We start from the raw sequence: 15,299 nt of genomic DNA on the forward strand, positions 1-15,299 counted from the left end.
AATCATATCAATGCCTTGAAGCTCCGCTCCCGCGGGGTTTTTGGCGTTTTGGCCTCCTGAAGCCATGCGGGCCACCTGATGAGTTGGAGCACCCGTCGCCAAGAGCAGAAGGCTCGCCAAGGCGCCGTGCAGGTCCACCGTCAGGCCCGGGCCGTCTGCTCGTGGGGTCAGCACGATCTTCTCGATCAAACCACGGATCGCTTCTTTAGCTTCCTCCATGCCCTCGCTCTCTGCCAGCCCACGGATCAGGGCCGTAACACGCTCACGGTAGGTCTCGGACATCGTCGGGTGAAGTCGCACCGGGGTAGGGGAGGCATCGGCTTGTGCCAGCTGTGCTTCCAACTCCTTCCGGCGGGTGTCGAGCGCGATCATCTTGTCTTTGACTTGGTCCGCAGGAACTCCGGCGATGATGGCGTCCACCAACTTCGCGTGGTCGCGCTTGGTCGTGGCGAGTTCTTTCTCCAGTGTCGTTCGGGTCGAGGTCGCCGCTGCCGCGAGTCGATTCCGTTCCGCGGTGTACGCCTCACAGAAGGCCGCGACCGCCTCAGGATCCATGAGGTGATGGGCCAGGGCATCGAGAACCTTGGCTTCCAGGTCTCTTTGCTTAATCAGGTGTTTGTTGGCGCAAATAGCCTTGCCTTTGTTCCGGGCCGCCGAGCAGCCAAATGAGTCCTTCTGTACCTTGGAAAACCCGGACCCGCAGCAGCCGCATTCCATCAATCCGGAAAACAGGGTCCTCGGCCGGCGCCGGTCCCATACCGGAATGCCGGTGCCCTTTGATTTAAGCGCTCCCTGACGGGATTTAACAGCCTCCCAAAGCGTGTCATCAATGATACGCAGCTCAGGGACAGTCGTGATCACCCAGTCGCTTTCGGGGTTTAACCGCGACACGCGCTTTCCGGTTTGAGGATCTTTGATATAGCGCAGCCGGTTCCATATCTGGCGGCCGATGTAGAGTTGGTTGTTAAGGATACCGGTGCCGCGTTCTCGGTTGCCGTGGATGGTCGACGCGCCCCATTGACCGCCTTGCGGGCCGGGGATGCTTTCGACGTTCAGCGCCTCGGCGATCTTCTTCGGCGAGATCCCCTTCGCGTAGTCCGCCAAGATACGCCGGACCACGGCCGCTTCCTCGGCGCTGATCACCCGGTCGCCCCGGATCGGGGCGCCATTTGCATCCATCTTATGGACGGCACGATATCCGTAGGTCAGGCCGCCGGCAGACTTGCCCGCAAGGGCACGGCCTTTTAGCCCGCGATGTGTTTTGACGGCGAGGTCCTTCAAAAACAATGCGTTCATCGTGCCCTTGAGACCGATATGCATCTCAGAAATCTGGCCTTCGCTTATCGTCTCGATCATCACTTCAGCGAAGGAGAAAGATTGGTAAATCTGGGCAATATCGGCCTGGTTCCGGCTCAGCCTATCGAGCCCTTCACTGATCACAACATCAAACAGCCCGCTACGGCCATCCTGCAGGAGCTTTTGCATGCCGCGCCGCATGAGGCTCGCGCCCGATACGGCCCGGTCGGAATAGGTCTCGATGACCTTCAGTCCCTGTCGCGCCGCGTACTCCTGGCACGATCGGATCTGGTCCTCGATCGAAGCGTCGCGCTGCATGTCTGTGGAAAACCGCGCGTAGATCACGGCACGCAACTGATCGTTCATTCCCGTTCCTCCTCGTCGTATGTCTAAATCGCCCGCCCGTCCGTCCCGTTGAGCACGTCGTGATCGGCCTGGGCCGCTGCACGTGCGAGTGCCCGGATCACCTCGAGCCAAGCCGCGCGGGCCATAGTCGTCTGATCATCCGGTCCATCGTTCAAAAGCTCCGGCGCAGCATGCTCCTGAATTGGACGCGCTGATCCATTGCTTCCCGTTTTAGTCTGGTCAGAGCGCACGGAGCGCCCGGTTCCGTCTTCCGTCTCATCCGTCCGGGTCGCGCCCGGCTCATGCTGTCCATGGGCAGCCGTCTTCCGTGTCATCCATCATCATCCCGCCTCCCTCCCGCCCGATTCTGGGGCGTGATCAAGAACAAGATCCGCGGGGCTTCTGCCCCCACGGGCAACCCGGCCCGCATTATGAGAATACCCGACGTCCCCCGCCGCGTCTCGGCCGAAACGGGATGCCCCTTTCGAAACATGTGGACAACCCACCTTCATCGCCCGCCCGGACCCGCTCATTCGAAACTGAAGAGGTCCAGCTGCCGCGCATCGCAGGGCACCTCCTTCCGCTTCTTGCGCCGCTCGCGTTCGATGGAACCGTTCCCGACGATCTTCCCGTCTCCAGCCTGAGCCCGCCCAATGTGATCGGGTACGCGCCCATCGCACAGGCCTTTGGCGTAAAGCTTCAAGTCGTTGCTGTGCTCTAAAGGCACCCATACAGACAGCCGGACAAGACCAGCCGCCCTTTTGCGATCTGCCGAGGCCGCGCTGTGCTGGCGATGCTTGGCCCTGTAAGACGCGGCGCTTTGCTTTGATTTACTGCCGCTCACCTTCGAGCCAGTGGTGATGTTCTTGGCCATCCTGGCCTCCGCTTTGGTGAAAACCAAGCGTTCTGCTAATGAAGACGCCTTCTGCGCCTGACCGCGAATGTAAGGCGGGAAACGCTCTCGTGCTACACCGCCGCAGCCCGCGCCCCGCGAAAAATGTGGATACGCCCCCCCCCACGATTGACGCCCCACCATATCCGACCAAACAGCCTCGGCGCTGACCTCGGCGCTGACCTCGGCGCTGACCTCGGCGCTGACCTCGGCGCTGACCTCGGCGCTGACCTCGGCGCTGACCTGCAAAACGGCGAGACAGGGATCCGGCTGCTATAACGCTGACCACCCCGGATCCCCGAACCTGCTCATGCCCGCGGCGCGAACGGATCGGGCCGGGTGCGGCCGAATAATGACCTTGAATCTGGGTTTTTGGGGCTGGTGCGCTGCCCGGCCATGTGTCGGCCGGTGAAATGGGTCGCGACACCGCCGATGTCGGCGGGTCCTATCCGGCCGGTGCAGCCGCGTCTGGAGGGGAGATGTCCGGGGCATGCGCGCACTCCTGATATAGTGTCAGCGGGAGGAGGATTGTCGCTATGGTGGGTGCGCCCGGCCCTTCCGGACCGGACACGCCTTTTGCGTAGAGCCCTTTAGGCGGCGAAGGGCCGACGGAGGTCGGGATCCCCGTTGATGTTGTCGGCCCGGTCCCGGGCCGGGTCTGCCGTCCCCTGTGGCGTTGAAATCCGTGCGTCCGTGAGGGGCGTGCCGATCGCAGGTTCGGGCGAGACGCGAGCAAGGAGCGCATCGAGTTCGGGACCGGTGAGCAGTGCCGAGCGGTACAGCGCGCTTGCGATCTCCTCCAGCAACGGGAGATGGGCCTCGACGATCCTAAGGGCCCTGGCCTCGGCTCGGCGCAGGTGGCCCTCGACCCGGTCGCGCAGGTCGCCGTCAAGAGGAAGGCGGTCCAGTACGATCTGCGGGCTGCCTTGCCAGACCAGGTGGTTGCCGAGGCCGAGCGAGGCTTCCATAGCAACCGCGAGCAGTGTGGCGTTCGCGAGATCGGAGTCCTCTGTCCCGCCTGCGCCGCCCGAAGGCGCCCCGAGGACGGCGACCTCCGCAGCGCGGCCCGCAAGGTCGAGGGCAAGCGCGGCCTCCATCTCTGACCGGCGCTGGCTGATCATGAGACGTTTGGAATGGGTGACCCCCCCATCGGCTTGCAGCGCCAGCAACTTGGGCCGGGCAACACCGGTCGCAGCGCCGACGACGGCGTGGCCCGCCTCGTGGATGGCGACCTGCCAGCGCAGGGCGTCGGGCATCTGCGGGCGCAGGTCGCGCAGGGTGGTCTCAAGATGCTCGACTGAAAGTGGCCGCGGCTCCCGCCGGGCCAGCCCCCTGGCGGACCGGACCCAGGCCGCGATTTGGGCTCCGCTCATCCCCACGGCGCGCGCGGCGAGCCCGGTCAGGTCGACCTCCGTCAGGTTCGGCCAGGCCTGCCACCGGATCGCGGCCGGCAAAAGATCGTGTGTGGGGTAGCCGAGGCGAAGTACCTTGTCGAAGCGCCCGGGCCGACGGATCGCGCGGTCGATCCGGTCCACATGATTGGTCGCGCCCATGATGGCGACGCCCTCATGCCCTTCATATCCATCCATGGCGGCCAGAAGGCCGCTGACCACATACTCGGTCCAGCTGCGATTGGTGTCCCCCACGCGGTCCCTGTCGCCGACGGCGTCCAGCTCGTCGATGAACAGGATCGCGGGCGCGGCGGCGGCCGCCTTGGCGAAACACGCCCGCATCGCTTTGATCACCTCACTCCCGCGGCTGCCCTCAGCGCTCCAGTCGGCGATCGAGCCGGCGATCACATTGATACCTGCCGATTTGGCGATCAGACGCGGTACTTCTGTCTTCCCGCTCCCCGGCGGGCCAGAAAGAAGAATTCCGCGCGTGACGTCTTGCCACGGAATCTCCCCGGCCTGCCATGCGCGCAGGTCGGCGATCATTTGCTCGACGGGTTCGCGCACCTCCCGCGGCAGCGGGAAATCGGCCAGTCCCGGCCCCTCAGTGGTGGCAGGCGTCGTGGCCGCCACCAGGGCCGAGATCGCGCCGACCAAAGTCGGGCTGCGCAGGGCCAGCACCAGATCGTCCGGCCCGAGCCGCTTGCACTGGTCATCGTCCGGCAGGCGAGCGAGGGCGGCCGTGTCACCATCAATCCGGTCTCCTGTATCGGGGTAAGCGTCGGTGAGGATCTCGGCCAGCATGGCCCGGTCGAGTGGCGCGAGGGTGATGATGCTCGGCTCCAAGGCGCGCAGGGCCGACGGCAAAGTGCCCGCTGCCGCTGCCACCGCGACGACAGGGCGCCGGGTCTCCAGCGCTGTGCGGATCGTGGGCACAAGCTGATCGATCAGGCCGGTGTCCTTTTTACGGCTGTCCTTGGACAGCACCGCTTCTTCCGCACGCACCACGTGGGGCAGGGGCGCGTTGTTGGGCCAGATGCGCGCGCGGGAGAGGAGATGGTCGAGGAGCTTGCAGACGGTCTCATCCAGCTCGGGCGAGTTCACCGCGAGCACCGTCATCGACCCCGCCGCGCTCAGCGCTGCGTAGAGTGCCGCGGGGCTGGGAAAGGTCGCGGCCAACCGTGCCACCGCCAGCGCCGTCGCAGGCCGCAAAGTATAGGCGGGCGCGTCCTTGCCATCCGGAACCGGGGGCAGGGCGTCAGAAAACAGGGCTGCCGCCTCGGCCGCCTCCGCCTCGACGAAATCCAAAATGTCATCGAGGTCGGTCCGGGGGGCGTCATTCGCACTCTCCACTGCACGTGCGGTGTTCGAGGCAGGGTTCGCCTGATCCTGCGGTGCGCCTTCGGAAACCGGCGCATCGGCGGGCACCGCATAAGGCGGATGCGTCGTGATGACGCCGGAAATCGTTGCCCATCCGGGATGCGCATTGATCAGGCTCTGGCGGATCGCCGAGGCGAAATCGTGCCACTTGGGCACGGCGGCCGTGTCGCCGTTGCTGGAGTCAGTCGGGGTGCGGGTCGTCGTGATGGGCTGCGTCATGGGAAGCCTCCAATAAGGATGAAAAAGGCGAACCTGTCCGCCACATTGGCGGGCCGGGAGTTGGGTCTGGTGGGGGAGTCAGAGGGGGCGCTGAGATCGGTCAGGCAGCGAGATCGAGATCTCCGTCCCACCCGCCCGGGATGGCATCGGTGTGGCCCAACCGGGCGAGCGCCGCGTCAAGGCTACGGCGAGGGTGGCGCCGAAGTTCCGCGATCTCGGAGTGAAGGATGACCTGACGCAGGTGCCAGTCCGCGGAAAAGCGGATGACGTTCTCGGTCAGGACTGCCATCGCGAGAATGTCGAAGTCCTGCGGTTCATAGGGGCCGCGTCCCGTGCAACCGCGCTCGGATCGCTGGCGCAAGGTGAAGATGTAATCCCCGCGATCATTCTGCGTGTGGCGGGTCTTGACCTGAAGACGCAGGGATGCGCCGCTCGGGAGGAGCAAGAGCCGATCATGGCGCTCGTGCTCATCGGCCGGATATACCCGCTCACCCAAGCGAACAAGTGCGCTGTCTACCAGAAGTTCCGCCGCACGCCCCAGAGGTTTTGCATGACGGCAAAGGTCCTCAGTGGACATCGCGGGATAAGTGGCCAGAGCAGTCCGCGCGTCGCGGTTCTCGGTGGGGCGGGGTGGCATGGGCATGCCAGGCAGATAGGGCTGGTGCATCAGAATGCTCCGTCATTCATGAAAGAAAAGGCGAGGGGACTGTGCCCCCTCGAAATGGTGCGCAGGTCCGGCCCGATCAGGCCGCCAGCGAAGGTCCGCAGGCGCCATCACCGTCCGGACCGGGGCCGCCGAAGTCCTCCAGAGACATCAGAACCGCGCAGCTGCGAAAGAAGTGCTGCTGTACGCGGCGTATTGACCGCATCGTGGGCTGTGCACCCCGAACCTGGAGTTGCTGGGAGTTCCGCATCAGCATGTCGGCCAGGTATACCCGGTCATCGTCACACTCGATCGAAAGCAGGGTCTTCAGTGCCATAGCCATCAGGCGCAGCACGCGGTCCGTCGGGAGCTCCTCGTGAAGTTCGATCACCGCGTTCAGGCTGGTGAGGAGAGCGTCGCGGGCCTGCTCCGCCTCAGCCAGCGCCGTGTCGAAGTTGGTGGCGAAGATGTCGGCGATGCCGCGCTGGAGAGGGCGCTCGGCTTTGGTACAGGCGTCCAGCGAGCGCAGCAGCTCAGCAAAGCCGTAGCTGACTGCCGTCTGAGCGACGGTGATCTCTTCATTCGGGCGGTGGGGGGTGGTACGGTTGGACTTGGTCATTGCGTTCTCCATATAGATCGCGGTGGCAAGAGCGGCGGGCAGGAAGGTGAGAGTTCTTGCCCCCGCTCGTCTTATATGAGATAATAGCATTATGATGTCAACATTAAAATGGTAAAATGCTATGGCGCCCCCCAAAAAAGATACAGAAGCCCTTACCTTGAGACTGAGCAGGGAGATGATCGAGGCGATCGACACATTCAGACGCGACCAGCCTGATATTCCCACCCGCCCGGAAATGGTTCGACGGATCCTCCAAGCCTGGATCGATCAGCATCCACCCAATGATTAACGTGAAAGGATTAAGCACATTTCGGCAACGGTCTTGGGTCAGTAATGTCGAAAAGACGAACCCGCAGGGCAGGGCTACCACGATCAGGGTGTGTGGCTCTTTCTGTGGGGACCACAGGGACACACCAGGGCTTCCTTTGTGTCTTCTATGCCCGACTCATTATGACCCAATTTCACCAACGTGACCGGGGCGGTGCTGACCAAGCAGTGCCGTGAGCGACCGGACCGCACAGTCGGTATGACCCTCGTGAGATTGACGAGGGCGATGCCGACGGGCAGTAGTAGCGAGTCGCAGGGGTAATTGGCTAGCAATACCCAGATCGCGCCTATGAGGATCGACACAGCAGCGACGAGGCCGATCCATGCGGCCAGCCGCACCGGTCATGTTCTTGTCGGCATTGCGCTAGTCATTTTGTCAAAGTTCAGGCGTCCCAGGTTCCTTTTCAGCCCGCGCCGCGAGCGCAGTTTCAGCTGGTGCATCCGGTTCAAAATTTGAAGCGCGCCCTTGCCCGGATCGGATTTCGTGGGGTTGAGGCGCCTGCATCGACAGCTCGGCATCCTCGGTAAGCGCCAGCGGCATGGGGCGCGAGGATGTACCCTTGGATGCATTAAGAACATCGAGCCAGTCCTTGCAGGGCTTCTTTGTGCCCTCGACGCGTGTGGGCGGTGCAAGACGCGTCGCCCCGGGCTGGAGACCGGTGAGCTGCCTGTGAAGGTCATCCCCCGCCGCGTCATTGTCGAAGCCTGAGAGAACCTCTCGGCCCTCGGCAGACTTGAGGAGGGCTGCCTCCGTCCTCGGCCCGAACCCACCGCCCGTGCTGACGTAGATCGTGTCTTCCCGGGCCTCGAGCTCCGCGAGCGCGAGGGCGTCAAGGCCGCCTTGGAAGACGACCATACGCGTGGCGGTTTTCTGATTGCCGAGGACTGAGACCGTCTTCACACCGCCCTTGGCAATGCGCGCCGTGTTTTTCTGACCGTCCTTTTCCCATCGCTGTTCAAATCCCACGATATCGCCGGTCTCGGGATTGCGATGTGCGAAGTAGATGCCGCCGAACGCGCCACAGCGCACATCGTCCCGGAAGCGGTGCAGGGTCGCTTTTGAGACGCCCCGATCCTCTGCGTAGGTCCGCCGGTCCTCGATATAGGGGGCCTCCTCCCACCTGCGCCGGGCTTCGGTGTGATCTTGCTGCCTGTCGTCCTGGTGCGGTGCTCCCGTGGGCACCGGTGTCGACGTGTCGGTCCCCATGATCTCGCGGAATGCCTTGCGCGCATCGCCCAAGGTCGATCCCGAATTGTCCGACAGCCAGAGGTCGATAACCGATCCGGACGCGCCGGTCTTGTTGTTTGTCCAGACCCAGGTCGCACCTTTCCGTGTCGCCTTGATCGTCTCAGCGCCGCGCACATAGGTGCGCAGATCCCGGCCCTGCGGATCGCTATGGCCGTCCCCGTGCTTGGGGACGTAGGACCAGCCACCCCATGCGGTAATCTCGTCGATATGGACTGCCCGCATCCGGTCCAACTCATGATGGTCGTTCGCCTTGACCACCTTAGCGATCCGACGCTTCTTGCTGCCGCCGCCACGATCTGCGTCCGGTGCAGGTTGCGGGGCGGAGACGCTTCGACGATCCGGCAGCTCTGCTGTGATCCGCTTTTCTTCCGCGCGCGCTACGGTCCGCAGGGCCGTCCGGACGGGATCACGGCCGGAGCCGATGGCGTCGATCACAGCCCGGGCCTCGGCCGTCGCCTCCTCTAGCTGGGCCGTGGCCTCCGCCCGTTCTGTGTCATTTTCTGCGATTGCCTGATCGCGGTTGGTGCCGGCTTCATGAGCCGCTCTCTCTGCCGCCCGGGCCTCCCCCTCGATGCGGCGTTGTTGACGCTGTAGCCGTTCCAGGATCGCATCACACTGCGCCTGAATGTCCGCTGGGGCTCCATGTACAGGCAGGCCTGCACGTGCGGCCTCGAGTGACGCAAGACGTACAAAGTCAGGTGAACCTGTGAACTTCACAGAGGACCAGCCCTTGGCCTTGGCGATCGCGATCATGGCCGTGCGCGTCTCTCGAGTGCTGCGGGATGTCGTCAGGCGGTCGCCATGATCGACCAGGGTCACGTTATCCCGGAAGGTGATCTGAGGCGGGACATCCTGCAGATCGACAAAGCGGATCGCCTCGGACACGGCGGGATCGAGATGAAGGTCGCAATAGATGCGACGCAAGAGGGTCAGCTTGAACGCTGAGGATGCGGTCGCTTTGCGGTCCTCTTCCCAGACCACCCCGGAGACACTTTCGATCTCCTTGTGATCCTCTTTGCGATCATTGACGTATGCGCTGCCCAAACCTTCATAGGCCCCAAGCTGAGCCTCCATCTTCCTGATGGAAAACTTCGCCCCGAAGGCCGACGCTTTCGCGCATTCGGTGCTGCCCAGGATGCCGATCCGCGCGCCGGACCCCGCCTTGTAATAGTGGAGTCCAAGGCCCCCGAGTGCGGCGTGCAAGTCCTGCCAGTCCCGCGCGGCGCCAACAGTCTCCGCAAACCGGACCTTCAAGGCGTCAGGGATGCCGTGCTCGAATGTCTCGATCCCGATTGATTTCTCGCGCTTGCGCGCGCCGGAGGTCTTGGGCCTCGTCCCGGCGTCCCGGTCCGCCTTCTTCTTCTCCCAGGCCGCCGGGTTGGGCTTCAATTCCACCGTTCCGTTGGCTGACACATCGAACTCGAACCGGCCCCGGTCGTGCGACCAACCTTGTGCCAGCTCGATTTCCCGGCAGGCCTTTTCGATCCGAAGGTGGTCATTCGACTTCGACCAGACTTTTCCGGTGATGGGATGAACGGTGTTACAGACAAGATGAACATGCAGCCGCTTCGTGTCGTGGTGCGTGCCGATGACGATCTGGTGCTCCTTCAGTCCGAGGCTGCGGATCATGTGATCCGCGGCCTCAATCATCTGGTCGTCCGTCGGCCGCTCCAGCTCATGCCAACTGAGGACCAAGTGGTAATACGGCTTCCGGACCCGGCTGTTCAGCTCTGATGAGAGCCGCATGTCCTCAGCCGCATGCCGCCAGTCGGGTGAGGCTAGGTTGCGCAGGGCGATCCGGACGGCTTTGCCGCAAACATATGCCACTCCGGGCTTGAAGGCGTCGGCGCCCCCGCCGGACCCCTTCTCCCCCTCTCTCTTGATCGCCTCACCGATCATGTAAACAGGGCCCGGATCTGTTCGGCCGCCGTTTCAACCGCGATGCGGGCCCGATCGATCACCTGCCGATCGTCGGCCGTCAATGCGGTGAGGCGCCCCGCGTTCACGGCATAGGTGAGCTGATTGAGGTTCGATCCCTGCTTTCCCAGCTCGCCCTTGATGCGCAGGAGGTCATGGCGCTCTCGGCGGTCAAATCCGGCCTCGCCGGAGATCAGGGCGCCAAGAAAATCATGGTGGTTCTGGAACCCAGCCTTACGCGCGCGATTGATGAAATCATCTAACTCGTCATCGTCCACCCGCTTTTGAAGGAGGTTGTTCCGCTTCCGGCGGTTCGATCTTTGTTTCCCGTCCCCTGCGCGTGCCATGTCTGCTCAGCCCCAATTCACCGTCCCTTCTTTTTTATGCCCCCTCCGTGAAAACGCCTAACCCACACCTTCTCCTCCTAACGCCCCCAGCTGATCCCGCCGACGCCATCTGGCGGAGAAGGGGATCAGCCCTCAGCGCTGAATGAAACATCCCACCCGTCCGTCACCGGTCAGGAACGGTGGTTCGGCGCAGAGGCCTCGGGCCTCGAGTAAGAGATACATCCCCCATGCCGCAGCACCGGCGAGGCAGACGGCAATAAGGGCGCCGACGATGGCTGCGACGATGAACTGCCGCCGGGAGATGCGGTCGGCTGTCGTGATAGTTCTCTGTGCGGCTGTTCGAGCGATTTCTTCGGACGCGTCTTTGATGATCCGCGCAATCGCCTTCTGGGCTTCGGCCGCCGCGATCGGGCCGGCGCGTTCCGGGATTGCTTTCAACTCGTCCAGAACACGCTCGACGTCTCGCAGGGTTTCAATCCTGCCCGACTGGATTGCGCGATTATAGTGATCGAGCGCCATGATGATCGGCCAAAGCTCGTCCCGGGAGGAGAGGCCAAGTCCCGCTTTGACCGCCAACAACCTGGCCCGGTCTTGTTCGGTAGGTGCGCGGCGGTAGGTCTGGGTGAACAGGTCCTCTGGAAGGTCAGTCATTCGAGCAGCCCCGCGATTTGCATCTGCTCGGACCAGGACCGCAGCGCGGCTTTTACCCGCATCTTCTGGAGCATGGAAAGCTTGTCCGAGGTTTGTGCGGTGATCAGGTTCAAACCGTCTGCGTTCTCCAGAATGTCGTTCACGCGGGGGTCGAGCCGGATCAAGTCGATGATGGTGGCCCCTCGGGCTTCGAGATCGGCTTTGGTCTGCGTCGTGTCGAACAATGTGAACGCGCGGTCCTCGCGCCAGTTGCGCACGACGATCCACTTCGTCGTTTCTGGCAGGGCCTTCATCTCGTCACGTAGGGCGACAATCGGCGACCGGGTCTGATCAATCACGAAGACTATGGTCAATTCGGCGTCGATCTCGGCCATGAGCAATGGGAGACTGAACCCGTCTTCGGAGGCACCGTCCTGATGCAGTCTCTCCGTGACGTCCGAGCCACGCGCGGGTAAATCGATCAAGACATCCCCGGGGCTTTCCGCGATGACGTCGAAGAGGGCATCGCGGCCAGAGGGTGTCAGGACCTTGATGCGCCGCACATCAAGGCCACTCTGTTTGAATGCGGCGTGAAGGCCCGCGTTTTTATCGTCGCCATCGACCAATGTGATCGGTTGGTCGGCCTGTAGCATCACGGCGGCCATCCGCTTGGCGACTTCGGTTTTGCCGACGCCCCCCTTGTCTCCATGTATGAAAAAAATCCGCTTCACAGGTCACCTCCTTGATCTCGAAAATCTGATGCGGGGTCCTCTTTTTGACCCTTTGTCCTCCCCCTGTTCGGGGTGGTCTGTATTTTGGGCTCGGTTGGACCGGTCCGGGGGGTCCACGCTCTGGTCGGTGCGATCCCGGCCTGGGTCCGAGCGCGGCGCACGTATGTTTTGAACGTGTTCATGTTGAGCTGTTCGTCCTCCGGGAGCGTTTTGTTGAGTTCCGCGCAGATCTCTTCCAGAGAGAACCCGGCTGTCATCTTCGCGTGTATGTCCTTGATCAGGCCGGTGATGAAGTCGGCCCTTGTCAGTGTCTTCTCGCGTCGCGTCGACATCGACTTGAGCGCCGCCTTCGCGGTTTTTAGGTGTTCCGTTTTGAGTGCCATGCTGCTATCCTCGATCTACACGGCAAGTGTCTGCGATGACCGTGAAAATCCAAAAATAAATCTTCAGAATCTTCTTCTGGAATGACCCACCCCCTAGCAGGGTATGGCGACGGTAAACCGTCCCCCCTGATCCAGCAGCGGCGGCGACACCGAGGTGTCTTCTTCTCGCAGGATGGCCAACTTGTCGGCGCCAGAGGCTTCTCCGCGTTGCGTGCTGGGTTGTAGAGGTGGCAGATTACTACCCGATAAACATGCGATGTTCAGCCACAGTGAGGCCATTTGGGGGCTCGGATTTTTTTGAAACTGCACTGATGTCTGGAAGCCGATCAAGACAACCTATTCGACGTCGCTACAGATGGTTGCAGGGTCCTACCGGTCCGTGCATGCTGGCATTGTAGGGGCACGGCAAATGGGTGTGTTTGTTCCTTCAGAAACGACCATAGAGGGTGTCGCGCTTATGGCAAAAAAAGAACCCCAGGTGTTACGGCTGAGAATGACTCTTGAATATGTTGATCCCGCCCCGTGGCGGGAAATCGAGATCCGCTCGGACAAGACCCTGCCACACCTGCACGATGCCATTCAGGCGGCTTTCCTATGGTATGACATGCACCTGTGGGATTTCCAGATTGGTGACAGGAAATACCAGATGAAGAGCGAGGACTTCTGGATAGAGCCGATGTTTGGGCCACCCGTGATGGAAGTCATCACGAAGAAGATGGACTTCCTTTTGAACGCTAAGGTGCCTCCAATGATCTACACTTATGACTTTGGTGATGACTGGACGCATCGTGTCGAGCTCGTCTCAAAGCGCCCGATTGTCCCCAATGAGCCCTTGCCGCGTTTTGTGGGCGGCCAATGGGCAACCCCACCCGAGGACATTGGAGGCCCGCCCATGTACGAAGTCTTCAAGGAATCGCGTCAGGACGAGAACCACCCGGAACATGACTGGGCAAAGGAAGCCGGGTACGTCGACTGGGCGCATGATGAAATCCACGCCGATACTATCAGTGAGCGGTTCGCGAAGTTGCAGATACACAAGCGGCGAGAGCGAAATTTTTGGATGGAGTAGCCTTCAGGTTCGTCATTTTGGTTATACCCAAAGTAACGCAAGATAGAACAGCGAAAGCACCCATTTTTCTGTTCACTTTGGATCTGTTTCATGTGACCGGCATCGCTATCTGACGCGTTATTGGCACCGCTATTTGGCTGTTGGGCCTTCGGTGACACCGTTGGCTGCGCGGACGTAGCTGTAGAGGGTGGGCTTTGAAATCCCCATCATGGCGCAGATCCGGCTGATGGGCGTCTGACGTTCGTTGTATAGACGTACGGCGAGGGCGCGCTTGTCTGCGTTGAGCGCGGGGCGGCGTCCACCCGTTCGTCCCCGGGCCCGGGCGGCTGCGAGGCCGGCTTGGGTCCGATCGCGGATCAGGGTGCGCTCAAACTCTGCTAGTGCACCGAAGATGTGGAAGGTCAGCTTGCCGGTGGGCGTCGTGGTGTCGATCGCTTCGTGCAGACGGTCTCCAGCTTGGATCACGTCATGAGACGCGCTGCGTGGCACCGAAATCGGTCAAAAATCGAGGTGCCCTTAAGGCGGCCTCGTTTTCGGTTCTCTTATGTCAGAAAGCTTGTTATCTTCATGCAGATACGCAATCTGGGAGTTTTTGCAATGGTTTCCATTTTTGGTTTGGGCGATGATATTGGCAATAAATTTATGGATCGTTTTGAGGCTGCCGGCCCGCTTGTTTTATCGTGCCTTGGTTCGAATGGGCCTTGTTGCACAAATCGGTTGGGGGATTCACTGCATGAATCCAGCATGATAGCTGGGAGGCATGAGCAGCTGGGCCCCTACGAAGTACAAGACCACGAACTGGTCGGCTTACAATGAAGCACTGTGTCAGCGCGGATCGCTGACGATCTGGTTCGATCCCGAGATGGAGTGGGTCCCTCCGCCGACCGGGAAGCGCGGTCGCCAACAGAGCTTCAGCGATGCCGCGATCCAGGCCTGCCTGACGATGAAGGTGCTCTTTGGCATGCCTCTGCGACAGACGACGGGGTTCGTTCAGAGCCTCTTGCGCCTGGTCGGGCTGGACTGGACCGTGCCGGACTTCAGCACGCTCTGTCGCCGCCAAAGGGCGCTGAACGTGAATATCCCCTACCGTGGCGGCGCGGGTCCGCTGAACCTGCTGATCGACAGCACCGGTATCAAGGCTGAGGGCGAAGGTGAGTGGAATGCCCGTAAGCACGGTGGTTCCAAGCGCCGTATCTGGCGCAAGATACACATCGGCATCGACGAGGAAACGCTGGAGGTCCGGGCCGTCGAGGTCACCGGAAGCAACATCGGCGACGCGCCAGTCTTGTCCGACCTTCTCGACCAAATCCCGGCAGACGAAGAGATCGCCTCGGTGACCGCAGACGGCGCCTACGACACCCGGAAATGCCACGAGGCAATCGCCGCGCGCGGTGCCGCTGCAATCATCCCGCCCCGCAAGAATGCCAAGTCGTGGCGGCCTACGAGCCCGGGCGCCATCGCCCGCAACGAAGCGCTGCGCGCCTCGAAATACCTGGGCCGCGCCATCTGGCGACGGTGGAGCGGATACCACCGCCGGAGCCGTGTCGAGAGCAAGATGAACTGCATCAAGCTGCTCGGCCAATCCCTGATGGCGAGAGACTTCGAGCGCCAGGTCGCCGAGCTGCAGGTGCGTATCGCCGTGCTCAACGGCTACACGGCACTTGGAATCCCCGTCACAGAGCCCGTAGAGTAAGTCCGTCCGGGGAAGGGGAAAGCTCGCACATCAGCCGATTTGTGCAACAAGGCCGATCTCACGTGCCCAGTCATGTGCCGTCGCACAGGCCTCCATTGCTACTAGAGCGTGTCGCGTTTAATCGGTTTTGTATCCTGCGGCCTTGAAGAAGTTGTAGCATTCCTCGTC

14 protein-coding genes are annotated in these 15,299 nt (G+C 62.0%); 2 read left to right on the top strand and 12 right to left on the bottom strand.

Annotation, left to right across the window (positions count from 1 at the left end; all coding sequences use genetic code 11):
- The 11 genes from C6W91_RS19770 to C6W91_RS19820 form a co-directional block, all read right to left on the bottom strand.
- On the bottom strand, positions 1-1,662 hold a 1,662-nt coding region (locus C6W91_RS19770), incomplete at its 3' end, for a recombinase family protein (protein WP_370571446.1).
- 23 nt (positions 1,663-1,685) lie between these two features.
- Positions 1,686-1,976, bottom strand: a complete 291-nt coding sequence (locus C6W91_RS19775) for a hypothetical protein (protein WP_370571447.1) — start codon at positions 1,974-1,976, stop codon at positions 1,686-1,688.
- Positions 1,977-2,170: 194 nt separating this feature from the next.
- Positions 2,171-2,782 (bottom strand): hypothetical protein, encoded by a 612-nt coding sequence (locus C6W91_RS19780; RefSeq protein WP_370571448.1) that lies wholly within the window; start codon positions 2,780-2,782, stop codon positions 2,171-2,173.
- Positions 2,783-3,123: 341 nt separating this feature from the next.
- Positions 3,124-5,523, bottom strand: a complete 2,400-nt coding sequence (locus C6W91_RS19785; RefSeq protein WP_370571449.1) for an AAA family ATPase — start codon at positions 5,521-5,523, stop codon at positions 3,124-3,126.
- Between the two features lie 100 nt (positions 5,524-5,623).
- The gene (locus C6W91_RS19790) at positions 5,624-6,190 is read right to left on the bottom strand and encodes a hypothetical protein (RefSeq protein WP_370571450.1); all 567 of its coding nucleotides are present in this window, start codon (positions 6,188-6,190) and stop codon (positions 5,624-5,626) included.
- Between the two features lie 76 nt (positions 6,191-6,266).
- Positions 6,267-6,785 carry a hypothetical protein gene (locus tag C6W91_RS19795; RefSeq protein WP_370571451.1) on the bottom strand — a complete coding sequence of 173 codons (519 nt, stop codon included), beginning with the start codon at positions 6,783-6,785 and terminating at the stop codon, positions 6,267-6,269.
- A gap of 703 nt (positions 6,786-7,488) precedes the next feature.
- On the bottom strand, positions 7,489-10,260 hold the full coding sequence (locus C6W91_RS19800; protein WP_370571452.1) for a relaxase/mobilization nuclease domain-containing protein: 2,772 nt from the start codon (positions 10,258-10,260) through the stop codon (positions 7,489-7,491).
- A complete protein-coding gene (locus tag C6W91_RS19805) occupies positions 10,257-10,556 on the bottom strand; it encodes a hypothetical protein (protein ID WP_370571453.1) in 300 nt (99 codons plus the stop codon). Before C6W91_RS19805 ends, C6W91_RS19800 begins: the two co-directional genes overlap by 4 nt.
- A gap of 201 nt (positions 10,557-10,757) precedes the next feature.
- Entirely contained in the window at positions 10,758-11,276 is a 519-nt protein-coding gene (locus C6W91_RS19810; RefSeq protein WP_370571454.1) for a hypothetical protein, read from the bottom strand.
- Positions 11,273-11,986: a hypothetical protein gene (locus C6W91_RS19815; RefSeq protein ID WP_370571455.1), complete on the bottom strand. Its 714-nt coding sequence runs from the start codon at positions 11,984-11,986 to the stop codon at positions 11,273-11,275. The genes C6W91_RS19810 and C6W91_RS19815 overlap by 4 nt, the downstream gene beginning before the upstream one ends.
- Positions 11,983-12,369: a hypothetical protein gene (locus C6W91_RS19820; protein WP_370571456.1), complete on the bottom strand. Its 387-nt coding sequence runs from the start codon at positions 12,367-12,369 to the stop codon at positions 11,983-11,985. Before C6W91_RS19820 ends, C6W91_RS19815 begins: the two co-directional genes overlap by 4 nt.
- 409 nt (positions 12,370-12,778) lie before the next feature.
- Here C6W91_RS19820 and C6W91_RS19825 point away from each other — a divergent pair, with 409 nt between their 5' ends.
- The gene (locus C6W91_RS19825; protein ID WP_370571457.1) at positions 12,779-13,438 is read left to right on the top strand and encodes a plasmid pRiA4b ORF-3 family protein; all 660 of its coding nucleotides are present in this window, start codon (positions 12,779-12,781) and stop codon (positions 13,436-13,438) included.
- A gap of 129 nt (positions 13,439-13,567) precedes the next feature.
- Here C6W91_RS19825 and C6W91_RS19830 read toward each other — a convergent pair whose 3' ends face one another.
- Positions 13,568-13,903 (bottom strand): recombinase family protein, encoded by a 336-nt coding sequence (locus C6W91_RS19830; protein WP_370571458.1) that lies wholly within the window; start codon positions 13,901-13,903, stop codon positions 13,568-13,570.
- 295 nt (positions 13,904-14,198) lie between these two features.
- On the opposite strand from C6W91_RS19830, the gene C6W91_RS19835 reads away from it, so the two are divergent.
- The gene (locus C6W91_RS19835; protein WP_274831134.1) at positions 14,199-15,131 is read left to right on the top strand and encodes an IS5 family transposase; all 933 of its coding nucleotides are present in this window, start codon (positions 14,199-14,201) and stop codon (positions 15,129-15,131) included.
- Positions 15,132-15,299: the final 168 nt, after the last annotated feature.

This window comes from Phaeobacter sp. SYSU ZJ3003, assembly GCF_041300735.1.
Taxonomy (GTDB): Bacteria; Pseudomonadota; Alphaproteobacteria; order Rhodobacterales; family Rhodobacteraceae; genus Phycobacter; species Phycobacter gallaeciensis_A.